Origin of the sequence: Pseudomonas sp. Leaf129 (assembly GCF_001423465.1) — a bacterium.
Classification (GTDB): Bacteria; Pseudomonadota; Gammaproteobacteria; order Pseudomonadales; family Pseudomonadaceae; genus Aquipseudomonas; species Aquipseudomonas coleopterorum.
Window position 1 is genome coordinate 1104447 of sequence record NZ_LMOC01000001.1, and the last position, 19356, is coordinate 1123802.

Genomic DNA, 19356 nt, shown 5'->3' on the forward strand with positions numbered 1-19356 from the left:
TCGCCCCGCAACCAGCGGCGGCGAACCGGCGTGCCGTCCACCGTGGCGCTGCTACACTTCGGCATCCAACCGTCCAAAGGACACCGTGCCCGATGCTTGCAATCTTCAACGTCGCCTTTCCAGTGTTCGGCTTGATTCTGGTGGGTTTCGTCTGCCGTCGGCGCAACGTCCTGGGGCCCAATGCCTCCATCGAGCTCAACCGTTTCGTGATCTACCTGGGCCTCCCTGCCCTGCTCTTCGAAGCCATGGCGCGGCTGGGTACCTTGCAGGGCCTGAACCTGGGCTACATGCTCGCTTTCGGCTTGGGCATGGGCATGGTTTTTCTGCTGACCCTGTGGTTGCGGCTGCGCGCCCGCGCACACTTTCTCGACGCCACCATCGACGCGTTGGGCGCCGGCTATCCCAACTCGGGATTTCTCGGTATTCCTCTGTGCCTGCTGACCTTCGGCGATCCCGGCATCGCTCCGGCGGTGATCGGCGCGGTGATGACCGCCTGCCTGCTGTTCGCCGTGGCCATCATCATGATCGAGACCTTCCAGCAGACCGAGAAACACTTGGGGCGTACGCTGCTCAAGGTCGGCCGCTCGCTGTTGCGCAATCCGATCATGGTGGCTCCGGTGCTGGGCTCGCTGGTGGCCTACAGCGGCCTGGTGCTCCCGGTGGGCGTTCGCCAGTTGTTCCAGTTTCTGGGTGCTGCGGCCGGGCCCTGCGCGCTGGTGTCGATCGGGCTGTTTCTGGCCGCGGAGAAATCGCAGAAAGCCGACAGCAAGACGCTCGCCATGCTGGTGGCGATGAAATTGCTGCTGCAACCGGCGCTGACGGCGTGGCTGGCGTTCTGGGTGTTCGACATCCCGGCAATGTGGGCGTGGGCAGCGCTGCTGGTGAGTGCGCTGCCCATCGGCAACGGGCCGTTCATGCTGGCCGCGCTGTATGGCCGCGAGGCCGATACCATGTCCCGCGCGATTCTGGTATCGACCCTGTTGTCGCTGGTCACGGTGTCGCTGATCCTGGCGTTGATACCGGCTGCGGTGCAGCGCTAGTCGCGCATGTAGCCGCCGTCGACGTCCATGATCTCGCCGGTGACGAAGCTCGCTGCGTCGCTGGCCAGGAAGCACACCGCTGCGGCGATGTCCCGCGGTGAGCCGGCACGCCCCAGGGGCATGTCGGCAAGCACCCGGGCGCGTGCTTCGGGCGCCAGGGCTCGGGTCATCTCGGTGTCGGTCAAGGCCGGGGTGATGGCGTTGGCGGTGATGTTGAACGGCCCGGCTTCGCGGGCCAGGCCCTTGGTCAAGGCGATGACGCCGCCCTTGGCCGCCGCGTAGCAGCTGTTGCCCAACAGACCACCGCCGCGCTTGCCGGCCACCGAGGCAATATTGATGATGCGCCCGGCGCGGCGCGCCATCATGCCAGGCAGCACGGCCTTGGCGCAGAAGAACACGCTGGTGAGGTCGATGGCCAGGACCCGATTCCATTCGGCCGCGCTGACGTCCAGCAACGGCCCGGTCGAGACGATCCCGGCGTTGTTGACCAGAATGTCGATACCGCCCAGCGCTCGTTCGATGGTCTCGACCATGGCCTGCACCTGGCCTTCGTCGGCCACGTCCACGCCCACGCCGATGGCGTCGATGCCCAGTTCGCACAATTGCCCGGCAGCGGCGCTGGCGGCCGCGCCGTCGAGATCGGCAATCGCTACCCGCGCACCGCATTGACCCAGCGCCTGAGCGATGGCAAAGCCGATACCGCGCGCGGCACCGGTTACCACCGCCACCTGACCGGTGATGGCAAGACTGATAGGGGCATTCATTATTGTTGTTCCCTTGGTTGAAGAGCATGCAGCGCAAGGCGTGTGGTCAGGCCGGCTGGTAAACGCCCTGGGCGAGTTGGTCCTTGAGCGGCGGGATACCCAGCCGGCGCAACACCCGGTACAGCGACGGCCGACAGATGCCCAGGGCACGGGCTGCCGCGGACATGTTCCAGCGGCAGGCGTTGAGCACATCCAGCACGTCGGCGCGCTCGTCGACCGGCGTGGCCAGGGTGACCGGGCGGCGGATCGGCGTGACGTTGGCAGGCGCTGCCTGGGTGGATGTAACCTGTTGCGCAACAAAATCCGCGGGCAGATCGCTGCGCTGGATGCGGCTGCCCTCCATCACCGCGCAGGCGTAGCGAATCACTGCACGCATCTGCCGCAGATTGCCTGGCCAAGGGTGATTGAGCAGCAGCGGCCAGACATCCGACGCGATGACCTGCCGCGGATCGCAGCCGGGCAGTTCGCTGGCCACCATCCGGCAGACCAGTTCGGCGCGGTCGGTACGCTCGCGCAGGGGCGGCAACTGCACGACGCCGGTGGCGATGCGATAGAACAGGTCTTCGCGAAAAGCACCCTGCTCGACCAGGCCGGTGAGGTTCTGGTGGGTGGCGCAGATCAGCGCGAAGTCGACCTTGACGCTGCGCTCGGCACCCAGAGGGCTGACTTCGCGTTCGGCGATGACCCGCAGCAGGCGGGTTTGCTGTTCGAAGGGCATGTCGCCGATTTCATCGAGAAACAAGGTGCCGCCGTCGGCCTGCTGAACCTTGCCTTTCTTGCCGCAGGGCAACGCGCCGGAAAAGGCGCCGCGCGAATAGCCGAACAGCTCGCTCTCGATCAGGCTTTCCGGAATGGAGGCGCAATTGAGCGCCACGCACTGGGCCTGATGGCGTTGACTGTGGGCATGCAGCGCGCGGGCCAGCACTTCCTTGCCGGTGCCGGTTTCGCCCTGAACGAGCACGGCGATGCCGCGTTCCATCAGGCGCAGGGCGCGGCGGAAGGCTTGGCGCACCTGGGGGTCGCTGTCGTTGGCGATATCGGATTCGGGCAGTGCCGCGCAGGACAGTGCGGGCGAAGTGGTACGTGCAGTGTGTTCGCGAACGGAAGACATCGGCGTCACCTTTTATTGTTTTATAGCTCGTGACTATCTCGAGGTCTGGCGCTCGTGACGCAAGCCTCGACGCTGTGGCCATTTCACAATACGGCAGGCGGAGTTATGTTTTCCAATCCATAATCAGGTACCCACTGATACCTTTGCGAGCATCATGATCGAGCTCAGGCATTTACAGTATTTTCGTGCGCTGGCTGAAACCCTGCACTTTGGCCGTGCCGCCGAGCGCCTGCACATCTCCCAACCACCGCTGTCGCGACAGATTGCGCTGTTGGAGCAAGAGCTGGGCGTGAAGCTGTTCGATCGCTCGCGGCGCCATGTGGAGTTGACCGATGCCGGCCAGCGGTTCTATCTGGACACCGGCACGGTGTTCGCCGCATTCGAACAGGCCAAGCGCAATGCGCTGGCGGCGGCGCGGGGGGCGGCGGGTGAGTTGTCGGTGGGGTTCATGATGTCGACGGCCTACAGCGTCACCCCGGCCATCACCCGACGTTACGCGGCGCAGTACCCGCAGGTGAACCTGAAGCTGACCGAAACCCTGCCCATGGACCTGGCCCAGGACATCAGCAGCGGCAGCAAGGATGTGGCGATCATGTACCGGCCGCAGGATTGCAGCGGGCTGGAAACGGTGACCATCTACCGTGAAGAGATGACGGTGGTGCTGCCGCCGGGGCATCGGTTGCTGGAGCAGCCGCTGATCGATCCGCGCGACCTGGCGGCGGAAACCTTCATCATCGTGCCACGGCGTATCGCCCCGGCGCTGCATGACATGATCGTCAATTACTGCCTGCAGCACGGCGTAACGCCCAATGTCGGGCTGGAAATCAACATGCAGCAGACCATCGTCAACCTGGTCGGCGAAGGCCTGGGCATCGCCATCGTGCCGCGCTCGATGCGCAACATGCGCCTGACCACCACCACCTTCCGCCCGCTGGTGGCGCCGCCGGTGGTCGAGGTGGTCGCGGTGTGGAAGGCCGACAATCACAACCCTTGCATTGCCACCTTTGTGGAAAGCGCCATGCGAGCGGGTGAAGAGGCGACGCTGCAGGATCAGTGAGTGTCCGGTATATCGAAGTGCCCCTTTCTCGGCCGATGACCGCTCCTACAGTGGGATGGTGATCGACCGCAGTGTGTGACCGGCCGTAGGAGCGGTCTGTGGCCGCGAAGGGTTGACGGGGTATGCCTGACACACCGCATTGTTTATGGCTGGGCGCTCAGATTTCCAGAATGCCGGACGCCATGTAGCCGCCATCCACCGGGATGACATGACCGCTGATGTAGGAAGCATCGTCGGAGGCGAGGAAGGCCACCGCGCCGGCCATTTCCGCCGGGGTGCCGTAGCGGCGCATGGGGACGGCGCGGGCATAGGAGTCGCGGGTGGCGCTGGAGTGCAGGCGCTGGGTCAACGGGGTGTCGACCGGCCCGGGCGCGATGCCATTGACGGTGATGCCATACTCGGCCAGTTCGACCGCCATCTGCCGGGTCAGACCAATCACCGCTGCCTTCGACGTGCCATAGGCAGTCCGGCCCGTGCTCGCGCGCATGCCGCTGATGGACGCGACGTTGATGATCCGCCCCCAGCCCTGCTCCTTCATCAGGCGCGCCGCTTGTTGACCGCACAACAGCGCGCCGGTCACGTTGATGTTCAACACTCTCTGCCAATCGGCCAGGTCGCAGTCCAGAAAGGCCTGGGTCCTGGCGATACCGGCATTGTTCACCAGCACGTCGCAGCGCGACAGACCGGCGAATACCTCGGCGATCGACTGCGCATCACCGATATCGATCACCACCGCCCGCGCTTCGATACCCTGGGCGTGCAAACCGGCGACCATTTCTTCGGCGGCGCCGCGGTTGATGTCGGCCACCACCACACTGTGACCGTCCTCGCCCAGGCGCTGGGCGATCGCCGCGCCGATGCCCATGGCCGCGCCGGTGATGAAGGCCACCCGGCCCTCGCCGCTCTTGCTGGGAAGCTGTCTGACTGTTTGGCTCATGACCAGAACTCTCTTAAAGGAAACCGATGGAAATCCACGGGAAACAGGCAACGATGACCAGCGCCACCACCAATGCCGCCAGGTACCCCCAGACGCGGCGGATAACATGGTCGGACGGTGTCTTGCTGATCGCACAGGCGGCGTAGAAACCCACGCCCAGGGGCGGCGCGAACAGGCCGATGCCCATGGCCAGGATGACCACCATGGCGTAGTGCACCGGATGGATGCCGAGCATTTCGGCGAGCGGGAACATCAGCGGGCCGAACAGCACGATGGCTGGAATGCCTTCGAGCACGCTGCCCAGAATCAGGAAGGTCACGATGGTGACGAACATGAAGCCGATGGCGCCGCCCGGAATTTCGCTGATCAGGTCGACCAGATTGGCCGAGAACCCCGACTGGGTCAGCGCCCAGGCCATGGCCGAAGCCATGCCGATGATCAACAGGATCGCCCCGGACAGCGCCGCGGCCTCGATCATCATCGGGTAGACCTTGCGGAACTCGATGTGGCGCATGAACAGGTGCATCACCAAGCCCACCAGCACCACATAGGCCACGCCGATGGTCGAGACTTCGGTAGCCGTGGCCGCACCTTCGAGCACCGCCACGCGGATCAGCAATGGCAAGGCCAGGGCCGGCAGCGCGACCATGAAGGTCTTCGCCACCACCGACATCGGCGCCCGCTTGACGGTGGGCACGGCTTCCTTGCGCGAGCGCCACCAGCAGACGATGGCGATGACCACGGTGGCCACCACCGCCGGCATCAGGCCGCCGATGAACAGCGCGGTGATCGAGACGCTGCACACGGCGCCGATGGTGATCAGCACCAGGCTCGGCGGAATGGTTTCGGTCATCGCCCCGGTGGCAGCCAGCAAGGCGGCCAGCTCTTCGGGCTCGGACCCGCGCTTCTTCATTTCCGGAAACAGTGCCGGTGCTACCGCGGCCATGTCGGCCACCTTGGAGCCCGAAATCCCCGACACCAGGAACATGGCGCCGAGCAGCACGTATTGCAGACCGCCGCGCACATGCCCCAGCAGCGAGGCCATGAAGTCGATCAGCGTGCGGGCCATGCCCGACAGCTGCAGCACCACGCCCAGCAGGACGAACAGCGGTACGGCGAGCAGCACCATGTGCGACATGCCCTCGTCCATGCGTCCGACGACGATGGATAACGGAGCATGGGTGGCCAGGGCCAGGTAGGCCATGGTGGCGGTGCCGAAGGCGAACGCGATCGGGATGCCACCGAACACGCAGGCACCCAGCAGCACCAGGAAGAACACCACCAGGTTGTAGTTGCCGATCTCGGCGAGCAGCGGCTGGGCCAGCCACAGCGTACCGCCCACCACGGCGACCACGGCTACGCCGGCCACGAACTGGCGCAGGGTGGAATAGCGGGCCATGCGCGCGACCGCCGCCAGCAGCATGAGCATGGCGCCGACCGGCAGTGCGGCGGCACGCACGCCGTCGGGAATGCCCAGGGCCGGCGTGGTGATCGCCATCTGCTCGTGGGAGTGGACCATCGCCGGGGTGATGATCATGGCCACGAACAGCACCACGATGAGCGCCGACAGGGTTTCGCTGAAACCGCGCCAGGCCGGGGGCAGCTTGTTGACCAGCGCCGACATGCGCATGTGCTCGCCCCGATCGAGCGCTAGCACGGCGCCGAACATCGCCAGCCAGATGAACAGCGACGAGGCCAGCTCGTCAGTCCACACCAGCGGGTTGTGAAACACGTAGCGCGAGACGACGCCGGCGAGCAGCACGCAGGTTTCCACCAGCATCAAGGCCACGGCAAGCACCTCGACCACGCGCATGGCGCAGCGGTTGAGGCAGGTCAGCGCCCGGGCCGGCAGGCGCATGGCAACGGTTTCGGCCGGCATCGCCTCGGCGCTCATCATGCCAGCTTCCCGGAGTATTTTTCGAGGATGGCCCAGGCGGCCTCACCGAACTTCTCGTGCCAGTCGGCGTAATAGTTGGCGCTGCGCAGCTTCTCGCGGAACGCCTGCGGCTCGGTGTCGGCCAGCTCCAGGCCTTTTTCCTTGAGGGTGTCGCGGATGCTGCCCTGCAAGGCGGCCAGGTCGGCGCGCTGGCCCATGACCGCGGCATCGATGTGCTTGCGCACTACCGCCTGCACGTCGGCCGGTAGGCGGGCGAACGACTTGCTGTTACCCAGCATCCAGAAGCCGTCCCACACATGGTTGGTCAGCGAGCAGTACTTCTGCACTTCATAGAGTTTGGCCGACGACACCAGGGTCAGCGGGTTTTCCTGACCTTCGACGATGCGCGTCTGCAGGGCCGAATACACTTCGGCGAAATTGATGCTGGTGGGCGCTGCCTCGAATGCCTTGAAGATCGACATGATGATCGGACTGGGCGGCACGCGCAGCTTCATGCCGACCAGGTCTTCAGGCTTGAGCACCGGGCGTGTGCTGGTGGTGGTGACGCGAAAGCCGTTGTCCCACATCTTGTCGAAGGCGAACAGGGTTTCGGTCTTGGCGATCTCGGTGCGTACATGGGCGCCCAGGTCGCCGTCCATCGCGCTCCAGACCTGATCGTAGTCCTTGAAGGCAAAACCCACGGCGCTGATCTGCACCGAAGGCACCAGGGTACCGAGGATGACCGGCGACAACGCGAACAGGTCCACCGCGCCGGAACGCACCTGAGCCAGGGTATCGGTGTCGCTGCCCAGCTGGCTGCTGGGGAACACCTGGATCTGCACCGCGCCGTTGGTTTCTTCCTTGATGGCCTTGGCCATTTCCCGCGCCCGCACGTTCATCGGGTGAATCATGGGCAGGTTGTTGGCGAACTTGAGCCTGAAATCCGCCGCCTCGCTGCGTGGGCTGAACAAGCCCAGCCCCGTGGCGGCGACGGCCGCCGATGCGAGGGTGGCGGTCTTGATGAAACGGCGGCGCGAGAAATCACTCATGTAGCTCTCCTGACCTTCTTGTTTTTATTGACCAGCTTTCATTCACCGGGCTGCCGGGGCAGGCGCTGGGGTATCGGTGAGAAAGCAAATCGGGTGCCACCCCTGCCCGACCCGTGGAAAAACCGTGCCCATCGGCGTGAAGGGGACAGCAAGCTGCTGTTTTGTCTGAACAAACTCGTACCGATGTGAATGTATCCGCAGATGTCAGGCGCCAAGCCCTGCCCGGCTCGATGTAACAGGTGTCTCCCTCAGGTGTCGCCCAGCACCGACGAAGCGACACCTGGGGCGACACCCGACGTCTGCTGGGTAACAGCCAGCCCGCCGCCGGCTGGCGTTTCAAGGCCTTGGCACCGCTCTTGCTATCGCCCTTGGCAAACAACATCAACAAGCCTTCAATCGAGGACACACCTCATGGGTTCGCCAGTCATCAGCGGTTGGTACCACTCCCCCTTCGGCAAATTCGACCAGCTCGATCCCGAGCAGATGATGGCCGATGCGGCCGTGGGCGCGCTCGAACATGCCGGGCTGGACGCCGAGCAGATCGATTCGGTCCACGTCGGCCATTTCAATGCCGGCTTCCTGTATCAGGACTTTCCTTCCGCGCTGCTCGCCAATCACATTCCGGCGCTGCGCTTCACCCCGTCGGTACGCCTGGAAAACGCCTGCTCCACCGGCTCGGCAGCCATCCACTCGGCGCTGCAGGCGGTGCTCTCGGGGCAGGCTCGGCACGCTCTGGTGGTGGGCTTCGAGAAGATGAACACGCTGCCCACCGACGAGGTCGGCAAGATCCTGCTCAAGTGCTGCTACGCCAAGGAGGAAGCGCAGATCGAAGGTGGCTTCGCCGGGGTGTTCGGCACCATCGCCCAGACCTACTTCGAGCGCTACGGCGACCAGTCCGACGCGCTGGCGATGATCGCCGCGAAAAACCACGCCAACGGCGCACTGAACCCCTACGCGCACATGCGCCGCGACCTGGGCTACGACTTCTGTCGCGAGCCGTCGGCGAAGAACCCGTTCGTGGCCGGACCGCTCAAGCGCACCGACTGCTCGCTGATCACCGACGGCGCCGCCGCGCTGGTGATCAGCCGCGACGACCACGCGCCCGGCCGGGGCCAGGCGATCAGCTTCAGGGCGGCGGTGCAGGTCAACGACTACCTGCCGCTGTCGCGCCGCGACCCGACGGTGTTCGAAGGCGCCGCGCGGGCCTGGCAACAGGCGCTGGACACCGCAGGGCTGAGCCTGGCTGATCTGTCGCTGGTGGAAACCCATGACTGCTTCACCATTGCCGAGCTGCTGGAGTACGAGGCCATGGGCCTGGCCGAGCGTGGCCAGGGCGCGCGGGTGATTGCCGAAGGCATCAGCCGCAAGGACGGTCGCCTACCGGTCAACCCGTCCGGCGGGCTCAAGTCCAAGGGCCACCCGATCGGTGCCACCGGGGTGTCGATGCACGTGATGGCGGCCATGCAGCTCAGCGGCCAGGCCGGCGACATGCAATTGGCCAAGGCCGATCGCGCCGGCGTCTTCAACATGGGCGGCGCGGCGGTGACCAACTACGTGAGCATTCTGGAGCGCGTGCAATGACCGGCATCGACAACGTGATGAACCTGGGCGAACTGCTCAACCAGATCGCCCGGCGCTACCCCGACGCGCCGGGTTTCATTCGCGGCGAGCAGGTGCACACCTGGCGCAGCATTTCGCAACGTGTCGACAGCGTCGCCGCGGCGCTGCGCGCGCGTGGGCTGGGCAAGGGCGACAGGCTGCTGGTGCATTCGCGCAACAACCTGCCGCTGTTCGAGAGCGCCTGGGTGGCGTTTCGCCTGGGCGCGGTGTGGGTGCCGACCAACGTGCGCATTACCCCGCCGGAGGCCGCCTACCTGGGCAGTTCCAGCGGTGCGGTGGCGATGCTCTACGACGAGGGGCTGGCGCACTACGTGGATGCGGTGCGCGCCGAGTCGCCGGCGCTGGTGCAGGTGATCGCCATCGGCGAGCCGCGCGCGGGCGAACTGAGCTATAGGCAATTGCTCGACGAAGGCGCGCCACATGCCAGCACGTTCCGCGCCGCCGACGTCAACTACCATGACCCGCTGTGGTTCTTCTACACCTCAGGCACCACCGGTCATCCCAAGGCAGGCGTACTCACCCACGGGCAGATGGCCTTCGTCATCAACAACCACATCGCCGACCTGATGCCGGGGCTCTCCCAGCATTCGCGCTCGCTGGTGCTGGCGCCGCTGTCTCACGGGGCCGGCATCCACGCGCTGGTCAACGTGGCGCGTGGCGCCGCCTGCGTGCTGCCGGCCAGCGACCGGCTGGACTGCGACGAAGCCTGGCGCCTGGTGCAGGAACACCGCGTCGACAACCTGTTCACCGTGCCGACCATCGTCAAGATGCTCACCGAAGACCCTGCTGTCGACCGCTACGACCACAGCAGCCTGCGCCATGTGATCTACGCCGGCGCGCCGATGTACCGCGCCGATCAATGCCACGCCCTGCGCAAGCTGGGCAAGGTGCTGGTGCAGTATTACGGCCTGGGCGAAGTCACCGGCAACATCACCGTGCTGCCCGCCGATTGCCACGACGCCGAAGACTCGCCCGCCGCCAAGGTCGGCAGTTGCGGCTATCCGCGCACGGGCATGCAGGTGGCCATTCTGGACGACGCTGGCAACGAGTTGGCCACCGGGGAGGACGGCGAGATCTGCGTGCGCGGACCGGCCGTGTTCAGCGGGTACTACAACAACCCGACGGCCAATGCCAGCTGCTTCAAGCACGGCTGGTTCCACACCGGCGACCTGGGCCATGTCGACGAACAGGGGTATCTGTTCATCACCGGCCGCGCCTCGGACATGTACATCTCTGGCGGCTCCAACGTGTACCCGCGCGAGGTCGAGGAAGCGCTGCTCACCCACCCGGCGGTCAACGAAGTGGCGGTGCTGGGCATGCCGGACGAGAAATGGGGTGAGTGCGGCTGCGCGGTGATCGTCACCACCGGCCAGGTCAGTGACGAGCAGTTGCTGGCCCACCTGGAGCCGCGCCTGGCCCGCTACAAGTGGCCCAAGCGCTTCGTGCGCTGGGACGCCATGCCCAAGTCCGGCTACGGCAAAATCGTCAAGAAGCAGATCCGCACGTTGCTGCAGGAACGCGAGGAGGTCGCCTGATGAATCCCCATTTCGAGGAGCGCGGCGGCGTGCGGGTCTTCGTCCATGGCGGGCCGGCCCAGCAGCCGCGGCGTCTGGACCGCAGCGTGGCCCAGGGTGAAGAACTGCGCCTGGTGCTGCCGCTGGCGTGCAACGTCGGCGCAGGCGTACTGCAAGCCCTGCAGGGGCGTCGGTACGGCAGCGCCGTGGGCCGCATCCTGTGTGGTGGCGCGGCGCACCTGAGCTACCACCGCATGGTGGTCACCGACAAGCCGGAGCGACCCTACGACTACGGCGCCCCGGTGGTGCTGGACGGCTACATCACCTTCATCAGCGGTGCCATCACCGTGGGCCGGGATGCGCAGAACAAGCCATTGCTGCACTGCCACGCCGGTTTTCTGGATCGCGATGGCCAGCAGCACGGCGGCCATCTGCTGCTCGACAGGCTGGTGGTCGGCAGTGAAAACCTGGTGATCCGCCTGTGCCTGTTCGATCACGTCGCTTATCAATCGCAACCCGATGCCGAAACCCATTTCAGCCTATTGCACCCGATCGACCAGGAGGCTTCATGAACGCCAGCGCCGTACTCGAACCCGACCTGTCCGACTCAACCGTTCAGACCGGTCGCCTGGGGCGTCTGGTGGTGGCGCGGCTCAAGCCCAACGAAGACATCGTCGAAAGCGCCGAAGCCTTGTGTGCCAGTCACGGCATCGAGCTGGCCGTGATTCGCGGCGGGCTGGGCAGCCTGATCGACGCACAGCTGGGCTATCTGGGCCGGCAGGGCATGAAGACCCTGACCGTGCCCGGGCCCGGCGTGGAGATTTTGAGCATCAGTGGCGAGATCGTCATCGGTGAGAGCCGGCTGCAGGCCGTGGTGGCCGACGCCAACGGCAACATCTTTGCCGGACGCCTGGAGCGCGGCCGCAACCTGTCGTTCATCACCGTGGAACTGACCCTCCAGGAATGGCTGCCCGACTGAATCGGCGGCAACCCTCTGCACAAGAAACAGTAGTGAACCTGTGGGAGCGGGCTCTGCCCGCGAAGGGGACGCCGCGGTCGACCAGATGCACCGCGTCGAGCTCTTCGCGGGCAGAGCCCGCTCCCACAAGAGACGGCGGCAACCCCCTGGACAGGAAACAGTAGTGAACCTGTGGGAGCGGGYTCTRCCCGCGRAGGGGACGCCGCRGTCKACCAGATGCACCGCGTCGAGCCCTTCGCGGGCAGAGCCCGCTCCCACAAGAGACGGCGGCAACCCCCTGGACAAGAAACAGTGGTGATCCTGTGGAAGCGGGCTCTRCCCGCGRAGGGGRCGCCGCGGTCACTCGTGCCAGTGGCGGCACTTGGAGGTCTGGCCGACACCCGGATTGAAGGCGTTGCATGGGTCCAGTTGCTGATAGAAGGCCTTGAGCGCCGGCTTGGCCGGGTACAGATGGCCGACGTTGTGCTCGGCCGGATACTCTGCGCCGCGCTCGTCGAGCAGCGCCCACATGCGATGCTCCACCGCCAGACAATCGCTGCCCTTGCGCAGGATGTAGTCCTGGTGGAACACGTGGCAGAAGAAATGCCCATAGTAGAGCTTGACGATCATCTGCTGATCGATGTCGGCGGGCAGCGTCTCGAACCACTGGCGATCATTGCGCGCCAGGGCGATGTCCAGCGCCACGATGTCCTCCACCTCCCGATCGTGCACGGCGCGGTAGCGCACCGCGGCACCGGCGGCAGCGAAGCGATGCAGGAAGGCCTTGCTGCCCTCCTCTGCGGTGCACCGGAAGAAATCACCGTCACGTCCGGCGAACAGCTCTTCCAGCAGCTTCTGGGTCGCCGCCACCGAGCCGGCGGACACCTTGAGCATCAAGTAGTGTTCATAGCGCTGACGGAACGCGCGAATACGCGGCGGCAGGTGCTCGGGAAAGCAACGCGCCGCCAGTTGCAGGACACGGTCGGCGAGGTTGGCACGCAGCCAGGGAAAGCGCTTGAGAAAAGTGTCGGCGCGGCTCTTCAAGGCGAACAACTTGGGCAGGCGCTGGGTACCCAGGTGGTGGATCATCAGAAACGTGTCCTTGCCGTATTCGGCGGCCACGTCGTAGGCGTCGCGGTGCATGTACTCGCCGGCAATCGGCAGCTCGTCGAACCGTTCGAGCATGTGCCGGCGAATCTGGGTGAGGTCGGCGGTGTCGTTGCTGCCGATGTAGAACACCCCGGTGTCGCGCTCGGCGGCGAAGGTGTCCAGGCGTACGGCGAACACCGCCAGCTTGCCGGCACTGCCGCTGGCCTCGTACAGGCGCTGGTGGTCGGCATTGAACCGTGCGGGCGTGGGCGCGTCGACTTCGCGCACATAGGCGGCGTAGCCATGGTCGGAGCCCAGCCCGGCATCGGCCTTGATATCGGTGGCGGTGTAGCGCTGGGCGTCCAGGTTGCCGAGGATCTGCTCGGGCGTATCGCCCAGTTCGACGCCCAGGTGGTTGACCAGTTGCAAGGTGCCATCGGCGTCGAGCTGGGCGTACACCGCCATCTGCGTGTAGGCCGGTCCGCGACGCACCAGCGAGCCGCCTGAATTGTTGCAGACGCCGCCGAACACCGACGCGCCGATGCACGAGGAACCGATCACCGAATGGGGCTCGCGGCCCAAGGGTTTGAGGACCTTCTCCAGCTGATCGAGGGTCGAGCCGGGGAAGCAGATGACCTGACGGCCCTCCTCGATCACGTGCACCGTGCGCATGCGCAAGGTGCTGATGATCACCACTTCACGGTCGTAACCGCCGTCGGGGGTGGAACCTCCGGTCAGGCCGGTGTTGGCCGCCTGCATGATGACGATCACATCGGCCGCCACGCAGGCCTTGACCACCTGCCACTGTTCCAGCAGCGAGCCGGGGCGGACCACGGCCAGTGCCTGGCCGCTGCCGAAGCGGAAACCCTGACGAAAGCGTTCGGTCTCGGCCGAGTCGGTGAGCACATGGCTGGCGCCGACGATGTCGCGCAGTGCGCTGATCAGTTCGCTCATTGCGGCATCACCGCCACCGCATCGACTTCGATGAGCATGCCGTCCAGGGCCAGGCGCGGAACCGGGATCAAGGTGCAGGCTGGCGTCATGGCATCGCCCCACGCCTCGCGCAGGGTGTCGCTCCAGATGGCCAGGCGCTCATGGTCGTGGTCGACGATCAACACGGTCAGCTTGGCGACGTGGGCGTAGTCGGCACCGGCTGCACCGAGGGCAGTGCGCAGGTTGGCCAGGGCCTGCCCGGCCTGTAACTGGAAATCCGCAGAAATGCTGCTGTCCAGGCTTTCACCGCCTTGCCCGGCGATGAACAACAACTTGCTGCCGCTGGCGACCTCGGCCACATGGGAGTAACCATAGGGCGCGGGGTCGAACAGGCCGGGGGGATTGCTGAGCTTGAGCGGGACGTGGTCGGGCATGGGCAGGCTCCTGTTGGCTGACAGACCTTACCCTAGCACGGCTTGCCAGGCGCATCGCGGCTTCTTCAGGCGTCTTTCGGCCAGCCGCCGCCGAGGGCCCGATACAGACGTACGCGATCGATCGCCGCGGCAGTGGCACTGTCCACCAGCTGGCTTTGCGTGGCCAGCAGCGCACGCTGCACACCGAGCACGTTGATGAAATCGGTCGCGCCCTGATTGTAGCGGTCGCGGGCGGTACCCAGGGCCACCGTGTTCTGCCGCACCGCCTCGCTCAGCGCAGCATGGTGCTGCTGTTCGGCGGCGTAGTCGCTCATGGCATCGTCGACCTCGTGCCAGGCGGCCAGTACCACCCGTTGGTAGTCCAGCGCCGCTTCCTGCTGCTGATGTTCGCGCAGCTCCAGCGTGCCCGTCAGGCGTCCGCCCTGGAAGATAGGCAGGTACAGGCTGGGGCCGAACGACCAACTGCGTGAATCCCAGCCGCCCAGGTCGGAGCCATTCAGGGCCTGAAAGCCGAAGCTGGCGCCCAGGCTCACCCGTGGATAGAAATCGGCCTTGGCCACGCCAATGGCGGCCGTGGCCCGGTGCAATGCTGCCTCGCTGCGCTGGATGTCGGGCCTGCGCTGGGCCAATTCCGAGGGCAGACCCATGGGCACGTCCGGCGCCGGGTCGGGAATGGCGCGTGGGGTGCGCAGTTCGTCGGCCAAGGCGCGCGGCGGTTCGGCCAGCAGGTAGCTCAGCGCATTGATCAAGCGGTCCTGCTGCGCCTGCAGCACGGGCAGCGAGGCTTCGATGGTTGCCACCAGGGCGGCGGCGTTGGCGGTGTCCAGGTTGGTGGTGACGCCATTCTCGTAGCGAGTCTGGGTCAGGCGCTGGCTCTGCCGGGCGATCTCGAGATTCTCCCGCGCCACGGCCAGGCGTGCCTGCACGCCACGCAGGCGGATGTAGTCGGTGGCCGTGCGCGCGGCGATGCTCAGACCGACCGCGTCGCGCTGGGCCTGGCTGAACTGGACGTCGGCGTCGGCCATCTCGACGCTGCGCTGGACGTGCCCCCACAGGTCGACCTCCCAGCTGGCGTCGAGCGCCCCGCTCCACAGCTCAAACGGTGCTCGGCCGCTCTGCCCTGACGGGTCGTTGAGGCCTTCGGCGCTGTTGCGCTCGCGCTGATAGCCACCGCGCGCGCTGAGCCCCGGCAACTGCTCGCTGCCGCTGACCTGGCGCAGGGCCTGGCTTTGCTGCACGCGGTTGGCCGCCGAACGGAGGTCCAGGTTGGCCTTGGCGGCGCGGGTCACCAGCGCGGTCAATTGCGGGTCGCCCAACTGCTGCCACCAGGCGCTGTCCAGCGCTGCGTCGGCGCGCGTACAAGCGCTGTCCTGCCACTGCGCGGGCAGCGCCGCTGCGGGCCGCTGGAAGTCCGGCCCGACGCTGCACGCGGCCAGGCTGCTCAAGGTCAGGGCAAGCAATGCACGTTTCATCTCAGGGCTCCTGGGTGGTATCGACCGACGCAACCACCGACAAGCCAACGCGCAGCCGGTCCAGATGGGGCTGATCGGTTTCAAACACCACCTTGACCGGAATGCGCTGGACCACCTTGGTGAAGTTGCCAGTGGCGTTGTCCGGGCTGATCTGCGCGAACGACAGACCCGTGGCCGGCGCGACGCTGTCGATGTGGCCGCGAAAGACCTGGTCGGGAATGCTGTCGACATGGATGTCCACGCGCTGATTGGCATGCATGTGCGCCAGCTGCGTCTCACGGAAGTTGGCCACCACGAACGCCTGGTGCAGCGGCACCACGGCCAGCAGGGGTCGACCGGGGGCGACATAGGCACCGACACGCACCGAGCGCTGGCCGATCATGCCGTCGGCCGGTGCCAGGATTTGCGTGTAGGACAGGTTCAGCTCGGCCTGTTCCAGCGCCGAGCGATCCTTGTCCACCGCCGCCTCGGCCACTTCCAGTTCGGCCTTGAGCACATCCAGGGTGCGCTGGGCGGCGACTCGCGAGGCGCCATCACGGTCACGCGAGGCTTCCCAGCCCTGCAACTCGGCCTCGGCCTTCTGCCGCTCTTCCTGAGTGCCGGCGCCGGCCTGGGACAGGTTACGGTAACGTTGAGCGTTGGCCTGGGCGAACTTCAGGGATGCGGCGGTGGCGCGCGTGGCCGCGCTGGCTTGGTCGATCACCGCCGCCTGCCGCTCGATGCTGGCACGCAGGTTCTTCACCTGCGCCTGCGCGGCATCGACGTTGGCCCGGGCCGCCGCCACCGAGGCCGTGTAGTCGCGCGGGTCCAGGCGCGCCAGCAGCTGCCCGGCCTTGACCGATTGGTTGTCCTGCACCAGTACCTCGGTGACCACCCCGGCCACCCGCGGCGCCACCAGCACCGAGTCGGCGCGGATGTAGGCGTCGTCCGTGCTCTGTACGCCGCTGCGGTGCAGCACCTGATAGAGGCCATAGGCGGCGCAGACGAGGATGACAGCAACGACGAGAAAGACAGCGGTGCGATGTTTGATGACAGATTTCATGACGGTACCGGGGGTTGCGGTGGATAGGCGCGTTTGGGCAGGGTCAGCAACACCACCAGCAGCACGGCGATGAAGGCCAGCAACGCTAGGAACGCGTCGCTGTAGCTGAGCACGAAGGCCTGGGCGCGAACGCGGCCGGCCAGTTCGGCAGCCGGCTCGCCGTAGAGCGGCAACAGGCTCTGGTAGCTGTTGCCGACCTGATCGAGCAAGGTGTTGGAATGCAGGTGTTCACGGGCAGTGATGAAGTTTTCCAGCACCACGCCGGCGACCACCGACGACAAGCCGCGCAGGGTGTTGACCATGGACGAGGCGAACGGCCCCTCCAGTGGATGGATGACCCCGGTGGCGATCATCAGCAGCGGCACCACCACCATCGGCTGGCCGAAAGTGTGCAGCGCCTGCAACAGATAGAAGTCATCGCGAATCCATTCGCCGGTGAGCTGCGAGCCGCCCAGCAGCGCCAGGGTCAGCAGACCGAAACCGGCGGCCATCACGTAGCGCGAGTCGACCCAGTTGCGGTTGATGACGAACGCGACCAGCGGCGCGATGAGCAACTGCGGGATGGCAATGCACAACGCGGTGGGCATGGTCTGCAACGGCCGATAGCCCTGAATGTGAGTCAGGTACCCTGCCGGAATCGCGCTGCCGGCCATGCCGACGAACAGGAACAGGCACAGCGTGGTGATGCCGAAGGCGAAATTGCGCCGCCCCAGCAACTGCAGCTTGAACAGCGGCAGCGGGTGAAACCATTCGTTGAGCAGAAACAACGGCAGGCACACCCCGGCGCCGATCAGCAGCAAGGCAATCAAGGGCGACTCCAGCCAGTCCAGCCGTTCGCCCTGGGTCAGGCCAATGATCAGCATGCTCAGGCCGGCCGTGCCCAGCAGTGCACCGCGCCAGTCGGCCTGCTTGAAGCGCTCCAGACGCAGTGGATCCTGCGGCAGACCGTAGGCGATGCACGCGGCGCCGATCAGGCACGCCGGGATGATCTGCCAGAATACCATGCGCCAGTCGCTGCCCTCGGTCCACAGCGCGGCGAGGGGCATGGCCAGGTTCGGTCCGAAGGTCGCGGTGAGCGCGTAGGCCGACAGCCCGTACAATTTGATGTGCCATGGCAGGAAACGCAGTGCGGCGGTCATCAGCAGTGGCGGCAGCGCGCCTCCGGCCAGACCCTGAAGCACGCGCAACAGCAGCAGGCTTTCCAGGTTGGGGGCGAACGGGCACAGTGCGCCGAAGCCGGCAAAGGCCACGGTCACCACAATGGCGAAGCGCCGCAGCGAAAAAGTCACGGCCAACCAGGGTGCCAACAGCATCGCCGACACCTCGGCCGCCGCGTAGGCAGAGCTGATCCAAGTGCCTTCGTCGTGGCCGAAGCCATAGATCCCCAGCAGGTCAGCCAAGGTGATGTCGGTGACGCGGTCGTTGATGCCGGAGGTCAAGGCGGCGATCAGCACGCCGACCAGCCCGATGGCCAGGCGCCAGCCGAACGGCGCCGGGACCGGAGGTGAAGGTGGGGACACGAATGAAACCTGCTTGCTGCAAATGACGATGAATCAATAATTGCGATACACTGTACCGAACAGCGATACAAAAGGCAAATTGGATGAGCAACGACAACGACCGTAGCGGCATACAAGTCATCTCTCGAGCAGCGGCGATCCTGCGCTGCCTGGAAAGCGAGCCCGACGGCCTGAGCCTGGGCGCGATCGCCAAGCGCATCGACCTGCCCCGCTCCACGGTGCAACGGCTGGTCGATGCGCTGGCCCATGAGGAGTTGCTCAAGGTCCAAGGCGCCGGTGGGGTGTGCCTTGGCCCGGCATTGATGCGCCTGGCGTCGAACAGCCATGTCGACCTGATTACTCAGGTGCGTCCTTATATGGAGGCACTGACCGAACGCACCGGAGAGACGGCAGTGCTGGTCAACCGCAACGGTACCCACCTGATGCTGCTGCATTCGGTGGTGTCGCCGCAGCCCTTGCGGGTAGCGCCCTCCTCGGGCAGCTTCCTCAGTGTCTACGCGACTTCGGGCGGCAAGGCACTGTTGGCCAAGATGAGCGACGAGGCTGTGATGCAGCTGCTCGGCCCGGTGTTGGAACCACTGACCCCGAGCACCCCGGATCTGCCACGCCTGCTCAAACAGCTGGCCGAGGTCCGCGATCGAGGGTATGCCTGCGACGCCAATGAGCACATGATGGGTGTCGGTGCCATGGCCGTGGCCCTGCAGACCTCGCAAGGGCAGTACGCCTTGGCACTGGTGGGCCCGGTATGGCGAGTCGAAGCGCAACACGTGCTGTTTCGTGAGGCGCTGTTCGATACCCGCGAGGCCTTGGCCGGCGTCCTCAGCGCTGGACTGCGCGCGAGCGAGCCATCGTCAAGTTGAAACAAAATGCCATTAACTTGAGCCGGGCAAGTCGTGAACAAAATGGCAACATGGCACTCAGAGAGTCGTCCCTGCCACTG

At 65.8% G+C, this 19356-nt stretch carries 17 protein-coding genes; 7 read left to right on the top strand and 10 right to left on the bottom strand.

Annotation, left to right across the window (positions count from 1 at the left end):
* Window positions 1-92: 92 nt before the first annotated feature.
* The gene (locus tag ASF66_RS04700; RefSeq protein ID WP_056842921.1) at window positions 93-1040 is read left to right on the top strand and encodes an AEC family transporter; all 948 of its coding nucleotides are present in this window, start codon (window positions 93-95) and stop codon (window positions 1038-1040) included.
* On the opposite strand, the gene ASF66_RS04705 is transcribed toward ASF66_RS04700, so the two are convergent.
* The gene (locus ASF66_RS04705; RefSeq protein ID WP_056842922.1) at window positions 1037-1804 is read right to left on the bottom strand and encodes an SDR family NAD(P)-dependent oxidoreductase; all 768 of its coding nucleotides are present in this window, start codon (window positions 1802-1804) and stop codon (window positions 1037-1039) included. The genes ASF66_RS04700 and ASF66_RS04705 overlap by 4 nt on opposite strands.
* A 46-nt stretch (window positions 1805-1850) precedes the next feature.
* Window positions 1851-2915 (bottom strand): sigma-54-dependent Fis family transcriptional regulator, encoded by a 1065-nt coding sequence (locus ASF66_RS04710; protein WP_056842923.1) that lies wholly within the window; start codon window positions 2913-2915, stop codon window positions 1851-1853.
* A 154-nt stretch (window positions 2916-3069) separates the two neighbouring features.
* On the opposite strand from ASF66_RS04710, the gene ASF66_RS04715 reads away from it, so the two are divergent.
* Window positions 3070-3972, top strand: coding sequence for a LysR family transcriptional regulator (locus ASF66_RS04715; protein ID WP_056842924.1), 903 nt, complete (start codon window positions 3070-3072; stop codon window positions 3970-3972).
* Window positions 3973-4129: 157 nt separating this feature from the next.
* On the opposite strand, the gene ASF66_RS04720 is transcribed toward ASF66_RS04715, so the two are convergent.
* The 3 genes from ASF66_RS04720 to ASF66_RS04730 are packed head-to-tail and all read right to left on the bottom strand — an operon-like array spanning window position 4130 to window position 7834.
* Window positions 4130-4909: an SDR family NAD(P)-dependent oxidoreductase gene (locus ASF66_RS04720; protein ID WP_056842925.1), complete on the bottom strand. Its 780-nt coding sequence runs from the start codon at window positions 4907-4909 to the stop codon at window positions 4130-4132.
* Window positions 4910-4922: 13 nt separating this feature from the next.
* The gene (locus ASF66_RS04725; RefSeq protein WP_156463132.1) at window positions 4923-6806 is read right to left on the bottom strand and encodes a TRAP transporter large permease; all 1884 of its coding nucleotides are present in this window, start codon (window positions 6804-6806) and stop codon (window positions 4923-4925) included.
* Complete coding sequence (locus ASF66_RS04730) at window positions 6803-7834, bottom strand: TRAP transporter substrate-binding protein (RefSeq protein WP_056842926.1); 1032 nt, start codon at window positions 7832-7834, stop codon at window positions 6803-6805. The genes ASF66_RS04725 and ASF66_RS04730 overlap by 4 nt, the downstream gene beginning before the upstream one ends.
* Window positions 7835-8245: 411 nt before the next feature.
* Between ASF66_RS04730 and ASF66_RS04735 the strand changes: the two genes are divergently transcribed.
* From ASF66_RS04735 to ASF66_RS04750, 4 genes are read left to right on the top strand one after another with little or no spacing between them, the layout of a single operon-like run.
* Complete coding sequence (locus tag ASF66_RS04735; protein ID WP_056842927.1) at window positions 8246-9415, top strand: acetyl-CoA acetyltransferase; 1170 nt, start codon at window positions 8246-8248, stop codon at window positions 9413-9415.
* Window positions 9412-10989, top strand: coding sequence for an acyl-CoA synthetase (locus tag ASF66_RS04740; protein ID WP_201782760.1), 1578 nt, complete (start codon window positions 9412-9414; stop codon window positions 10987-10989). The genes ASF66_RS04735 and ASF66_RS04740 overlap by 4 nt, the downstream gene beginning before the upstream one ends.
* A complete protein-coding gene (locus ASF66_RS04745; RefSeq protein WP_056842928.1) occupies window positions 10989-11540 on the top strand; it encodes a hypothetical protein in 552 nt (183 codons plus the stop codon). Before ASF66_RS04740 ends, ASF66_RS04745 begins: the two co-directional genes overlap by 1 nt.
* Window positions 11537-11947 (top strand): PPC domain-containing DNA-binding protein, encoded by a 411-nt coding sequence (locus ASF66_RS04750; protein WP_056842929.1) that lies wholly within the window; start codon window positions 11537-11539, stop codon window positions 11945-11947. Before ASF66_RS04745 ends, ASF66_RS04750 begins: the two co-directional genes overlap by 4 nt.
* Before the next feature lie 339 nt (window positions 11948-12286).
* Here the strand turns inward: ASF66_RS04750 and dld are convergent, their stop codons facing one another.
* The 5 genes from dld to ASF66_RS04775 form a co-directional block, all read right to left on the bottom strand.
* A complete protein-coding gene (dld, locus tag ASF66_RS04755) occupies window positions 12287-13969 on the bottom strand; it encodes a D-lactate dehydrogenase (RefSeq protein WP_056842930.1) in 1683 nt (560 codons plus the stop codon).
* Window positions 13966-14382, bottom strand: coding sequence for a RidA family protein (locus tag ASF66_RS04760; RefSeq protein ID WP_056842931.1), 417 nt, complete (start codon window positions 14380-14382; stop codon window positions 13966-13968). Before ASF66_RS04760 ends, dld begins: the two co-directional genes overlap by 4 nt.
* Before the next feature lie 65 nt (window positions 14383-14447).
* Window positions 14448-15854 (bottom strand): efflux transporter outer membrane subunit, encoded by a 1407-nt coding sequence (locus ASF66_RS04765; protein WP_056842932.1) that lies wholly within the window; start codon window positions 15852-15854, stop codon window positions 14448-14450.
* A gap of 1 nt (window position 15855) precedes the next feature.
* Window positions 15856-16896 carry an HlyD family secretion protein gene (locus ASF66_RS04770; protein ID WP_056842933.1) on the bottom strand — a complete coding sequence of 347 codons (1041 nt, stop codon included), beginning with the start codon at window positions 16894-16896 and terminating at the stop codon, window positions 15856-15858.
* Window positions 16893-18416 (bottom strand): MFS transporter, encoded by a 1524-nt coding sequence (locus ASF66_RS04775; protein WP_056842934.1) that lies wholly within the window; start codon window positions 18414-18416, stop codon window positions 16893-16895. Before ASF66_RS04775 ends, ASF66_RS04770 begins: the two co-directional genes overlap by 4 nt.
* A gap of 83 nt (window positions 18417-18499) precedes the next feature.
* Here ASF66_RS04775 and ASF66_RS04780 point away from each other — a divergent pair, with 83 nt between their 5' ends.
* Window positions 18500-19276 (top strand): IclR family transcriptional regulator, encoded by a 777-nt coding sequence (locus tag ASF66_RS04780; RefSeq protein ID WP_056842935.1) that lies wholly within the window; start codon window positions 18500-18502, stop codon window positions 19274-19276.
* Window positions 19277-19356 lie beyond the last annotated feature (80 nt).

What these genes read in the sequence shown, in the direction of transcription:
- ASF66_RS04770 (WP_056842933.1), bottom strand. Translation starts at nt 16,896, where the DNA reads ATGAAATCTGTCATCAAACATCGCACCGCTGTCTTTCTCGTCGTTGCT.
- ASF66_RS04740 (WP_201782760.1), top strand. Translation starts at nt 9,412, where the DNA reads ATGACCGGCATCGACAACGTGATGAACCTGGGCGAACTGCTCAACCAG.
- ASF66_RS04780 (WP_056842935.1), top strand. Translation starts at nt 18,500, where the DNA reads ATGAGCAACGACAACGACCGTAGCGGCATACAAGTCATCTCTCGAGCA.
- ASF66_RS04720 (WP_056842925.1), bottom strand. Translation starts at nt 4,909, where the DNA reads ATGAGCCAAACAGTCAGACAGCTTCCCAGCAAGAGCGGCGAGGGCCGG.
- ASF66_RS04765 (WP_056842932.1), bottom strand. Translation starts at nt 15,854, where the DNA reads ATGAAACGTGCATTGCTTGCCCTGACCTTGAGCAGCCTGGCCGCGTGC.
- ASF66_RS04760 (WP_056842931.1), bottom strand. Translation starts at nt 14,382, where the DNA reads ATGCCCGACCACGTCCCGCTCAAGCTCAGCAATCCCCCCGGCCTGTTC.
- ASF66_RS04700 (WP_056842921.1), top strand. Translation starts at nt 93, where the DNA reads ATGCTTGCAATCTTCAACGTCGCCTTTCCAGTGTTCGGCTTGATTCTG.
- dld (WP_056842930.1), bottom strand. Translation starts at nt 13,969, where the DNA reads ATGAGCGAACTGATCAGCGCACTGCGCGACATCGTCGGCGCCAGCCAT.
- ASF66_RS04730 (WP_056842926.1), bottom strand. Translation starts at nt 7,834, where the DNA reads ATGAGTGATTTCTCGCGCCGCCGTTTCATCAAGACCGCCACCCTCGCA.
- ASF66_RS04725 (WP_156463132.1), bottom strand. Translation starts at nt 6,806, where the DNA reads ATGATGAGCGCCGAGGCGATGCCGGCCGAAACCGTTGCCATGCGCCTG.
- ASF66_RS04750 (WP_056842929.1), top strand. Translation starts at nt 11,537, where the DNA reads ATGAACGCCAGCGCCGTACTCGAACCCGACCTGTCCGACTCAACCGTT.
- ASF66_RS04715 (WP_056842924.1), top strand. Translation starts at nt 3,070, where the DNA reads ATGATCGAGCTCAGGCATTTACAGTATTTTCGTGCGCTGGCTGAAACC.
- ASF66_RS04735 (WP_056842927.1), top strand. Translation starts at nt 8,246, where the DNA reads ATGGGTTCGCCAGTCATCAGCGGTTGGTACCACTCCCCCTTCGGCAAA.
- ASF66_RS04705 (WP_056842922.1), bottom strand. Translation starts at nt 1,804, where the DNA reads ATGAATGCCCCTATCAGTCTTGCCATCACCGGTCAGGTGGCGGTGGTA.
- ASF66_RS04745 (WP_056842928.1), top strand. Translation starts at nt 10,989, where the DNA reads ATGAATCCCCATTTCGAGGAGCGCGGCGGCGTGCGGGTCTTCGTCCAT.
- ASF66_RS04710 (WP_056842923.1), bottom strand. Translation starts at nt 2,915, where the DNA reads ATGTCTTCCGTTCGCGAACACACTGCACGTACCACTTCGCCCGCACTG.